This window comes from Conyzicola sp. (genome assembly GCF_046714715.1).
GTDB lineage: Bacteria > Actinomycetota > Actinomycetes > Actinomycetales > Microbacteriaceae > Conyzicola.
This window is the reverse complement of sequence record NZ_JBKKAD010000102.1, coordinates 1-3,112: the sequence shown is the minus strand read 5'-3', so window position 1 is coordinate 3,112 and position 3,112 is coordinate 1. Positions and strand designations below refer to the sequence as shown.

Sequence of the window (3,112 nt, the reverse complement as noted above, 5' to 3'; positions counted from 1 at the left end):
CTCCGCGCCGCCAGCGCGCTAACGGCGCACCCCGCGGTAGCCGGGGGTGCGCCGTCTTCTGTGAAGGCTGACCGGCTACTGCTGGATGAAGGCCAGGATGTCGGCGTTCAGAACGTCGGCGTGCGTGGTCAGCATGCCGTGCGGGTAGCCCTCGTAGATCTTGAGGGTGGCATTGCTGAGAAGTTCGGCCTGCTTCAGCGCGGCATCCTTGTAGGGTACGACCTGGTCGTCGTCGCCCTGCAGTACCAGAACCGGAACGGAGATCGACTTGAGGTCTTCCGTCTGGTCCGTCTCCGAGAACGCCTTGATTCCCTCGTAGTGGGCCAGAGCGCTGCCCGTCATGCCCTGCCTCCACCAGTTGTCGACCACCGGCTGGGAGACGGTGGCGCCGTCGCGGTTGAATCCGTAGAAGGGGCCGGATGCCACGATTTCGAAGAACTCGGCCCGGTTGCCGGCCAGGGCTTCGCGGAACCCGTCGAAGACCGAGATCGGTGTTCCGTCGGGGTTCGCCTCTGTCTGCACCATCAGCGGGGGCACCGCGGCGACGAGCACGGCCTTGGCCACGCGGCCCTGGGGCTCACCGAACTTCGCGACGTAGCGGGCGACCTGGCCGCCACCGGTGGAGTGACCGATGTGGATGGCGTTCTTCAGGTCCAGATGCTCGACAACGGCCGAGACGTCGCTGGCGTAGTGGTCCATGTCGTGCCCGGTTCCGATGTCGGTCGACCTGCCGTGACCGCGGCGATCGCTCGCGACGACGCGGAAGCCCTTCGAGTGGAAGAAGAGCATCTGCGCATCCCAGTCATCGCTGGACAGCGGCCATCCGTGATGGAAGACGATGGGCTGGGCATCCTTGTTGCCCCAGTCCTTGTAGTAGATCTCTGTGCCATCTTCTGTGGTCACAAACGCCATGACAGACCTCCATTGTTCGTGTCGAACCCCAGTCGTGCGGGGACGACCGCGTGTGAGTGGTGTGCTCCCGGTCGAGATGGGAGCGATTTCAGATTAGTCCCGGGAAACGTGGCGAAACGGGCTCGCAACCGAGGTTTCAACTCCCGTTCAGCGACGGGCCGCTGCCCTGAGCGGATACGGCCGCGCACTACGGGCGGGCGACCCTACGATCGAGCCATGGAACTGATCTTCGTGCACGGCGCCCTGGTGCGTGACGGCGCGTGGTGGTGGCAGCGCACGGGCGAACTGCTCGAGCAGAGTGCCGGCATTCGCAGCCGCGCCGTCGCCCTGCCGTCGTGCGGTGAGACCACGCCCGACGCGGTCGCGGGCGGACTGGCCGCCGACGCCGCCGCACTCCGCCGCGAACTCGACGAGGTGGACTCCGCGATCGTCGTCGGCCATTCCTACGGCGGCACGGTGATCGCCGAGGCCGGCAGCCATCCGGCGGTCGCGCACCTGCTCTACGTGTCGTCGTACCTCCCCGACGTCGGGCAGTCGCAGGGCGCAATCATGAGCGGCGAGACCGACCCGGTCGCCATCGCCGACAACGGTGACGGAACGCTCGGCGTGTCCGGCTACGACGCGGCATCGTTCGGGGCGCGGTTCCTTCAGGACGCGGATGACACGACCCAGCGTCAGGCCTGGCAGCGGGTGACGGCACAGGCGGCCAGCGCGTTTACGACCCCGACCACCGCCGCCGGCTGGCGGGGCGTCGATTCGACGTACCTCGTGTGCGCCGACGACCGCAGCACCTCGCTCGAGCTGCAGCGGTTCCACGCGAGCCGTGCAACCCGCTCCGTGGAACTTGCCACCGGGCATCATCCGTTCATCACCCGTCCCGACCTGGTCGCTGACCAGGTGCGTATGCTCGCGCAGCGCGGATGATCCGATCGTCTGCTGTGAGCGGAACCCGATGCATCCCTGACCCCGGTACCTGTTGACTGGGCGCATGAGACACGAGCGTCGAATCGCGCAGACCGGCCGTGAACCGTTGCGGCGGGAGGTGCGCGAGCCCCTCTGGCGGGAACTGCTGGGCGAGCAGCTGCGCGAGATCCGTCTCGCCCGCGGCGAGACGTTGCGCGGCGTCGCGAGCAAGGCGCGGGTGTCGCCGCAGTACCTGTCCGAGCTCGAGCGCGGCTACAAGGAGGCGTCGAGCGAGATCCTCGCCGCCATCGGAGCGGCCCTCGACACCACGCTGCTCGATCTCACGATCGGTGTAGCGAGTCGATTGAACGAGACGTCGGCGCCCGCGCGCTCGATCGGCTCGAACGTGTTCCGCTTGGCGGCCTGATCCCCCAGGGCGGCGTCCGACCTCCCGCGGGCGGTCGGCTTGTCAATGCCTTGCCGCAATAGATGCCCCTGCATTGAATAAGAGCCGCACTCACCTGAGGGGTTCTTATGGGCGTCAACGCCAAGCTGTTCTGGATTCTGTCCGTGTTCTTCGTTCTGCTCGCGGTCGTCTACACCGTCTGGACCCTGCTCTACGGCGCGCAGGACCTCGCCCAAGACCCCGGCGCCGGCGGCAAGACCGGCGGGGTCATCGAGTACACCGGCTCCATCGGCCTGCTGCTCGCCGGCGCGGCCTCGGCGCTCATCGCCTTCTACGTCGGACGTCTGCACAGCACCCAGGGCGGCGTACTGCCCGAAGACCGTCTCGACGCGAACATCGACGACGGCGACGCCGAGCAGGGCTTCTTCAGCCCGTGGAGCTGGTGGCCGGTCACCCTCGCGGCCGCTCTCGCGCTCGTGTTCCTCGGCGTGGCGGTCGGGTTCTGGATCGCGTTCATCGGAGCGGGCCTGCTCGTGATCTCCCTCGTCGGCTGGGTGTACGAGTACTACCGCGGCAACTTCGCCCACTGACGTCGGGGTTTCGATACGCGCCCCAGAGGGCGCTACTCAACCAGCTGGAGTGCGGAGGGCGCTACTCAACCAGCTGGCGCGTCGAGGGCGTCGAGATCACGAAGGGCCGTCTGGGCCTGCGCCAGTCGGTCAGCCTCGGCCTGATCCCACCAGCGCGGGCCGCGCTCCCCTAGCTGTACTCGGCCATCACATTGGTGACACCCGGTTGATGGGGGCGGTTCCGATGCCGGTGTGGATGCGTTCAGTGTTGTAGTAGTTGAGCCAGGGGGCAAGGGCGTCGGCTCTCTCTTGTCCGCTGGTG

The 3,112-nt window shown here is 67.4% G+C and carries 4 protein-coding genes; 3 read left to right on the top strand and 1 reads right to left on the bottom strand.

Annotated features, from left to right (window positions below):
* Positions 1–75: 75 nt before the first annotated feature.
* Positions 76–912: an alpha/beta fold hydrolase gene (locus tag ACLQ6X_RS07995; protein WP_411699645.1), complete on the bottom strand. Its 837-nt coding sequence runs from the start codon at positions 910–912 to the stop codon at positions 76–78.
* Between the two features lie 216 nt (positions 913–1,128).
* Here ACLQ6X_RS07995 and ACLQ6X_RS07990 point away from each other — a divergent pair, with 216 nt between their 5' ends.
* The 3 genes from ACLQ6X_RS07990 to ACLQ6X_RS07980 all read left to right on the top strand — a co-directional run bounded on the left by ACLQ6X_RS07990 (position 1,129) and on the right by ACLQ6X_RS07980 (position 2,811).
* On the top strand, positions 1,129–1,836 hold the full coding sequence (locus ACLQ6X_RS07990) for an alpha/beta hydrolase (protein ID WP_411699644.1): 708 nt from the start codon (positions 1,129–1,131) through the stop codon (positions 1,834–1,836).
* 64 nt (positions 1,837–1,900) lie between these two features.
* Complete coding sequence (locus tag ACLQ6X_RS07985) at positions 1,901–2,242, top strand: helix-turn-helix domain-containing protein (RefSeq protein ID WP_411699643.1); 342 nt, start codon at positions 1,901–1,903, stop codon at positions 2,240–2,242.
* Positions 2,243–2,349: 107 nt separating this feature from the next.
* Positions 2,350–2,811, top strand: a complete 462-nt coding sequence (locus ACLQ6X_RS07980) for a cytochrome c oxidase subunit 4 (RefSeq protein WP_411699642.1) — start codon at positions 2,350–2,352, stop codon at positions 2,809–2,811.
* The last annotated feature ends 301 nt before the right edge of the window (positions 2,812–3,112 follow it).

Bases quoted from the DNA above. Each gene is read 5' to 3' on its own strand.
- ACLQ6X_RS07995 (WP_411699645.1), bottom strand. From the start codon at position 912: ATGGCGTTTGTGACCACAGAAGATGGCACAGAGATCTACTACAAGGAC.
- ACLQ6X_RS07990 (WP_411699644.1), top strand. From the start codon at position 1,129: ATGGAACTGATCTTCGTGCACGGCGCCCTGGTGCGTGACGGCGCGTGG.
- ACLQ6X_RS07985 (WP_411699643.1), top strand. From the start codon at position 1,901: ATGAGACACGAGCGTCGAATCGCGCAGACCGGCCGTGAACCGTTGCGG.
- ACLQ6X_RS07980 (WP_411699642.1), top strand. From the start codon at position 2,350: ATGGGCGTCAACGCCAAGCTGTTCTGGATTCTGTCCGTGTTCTTCGTT.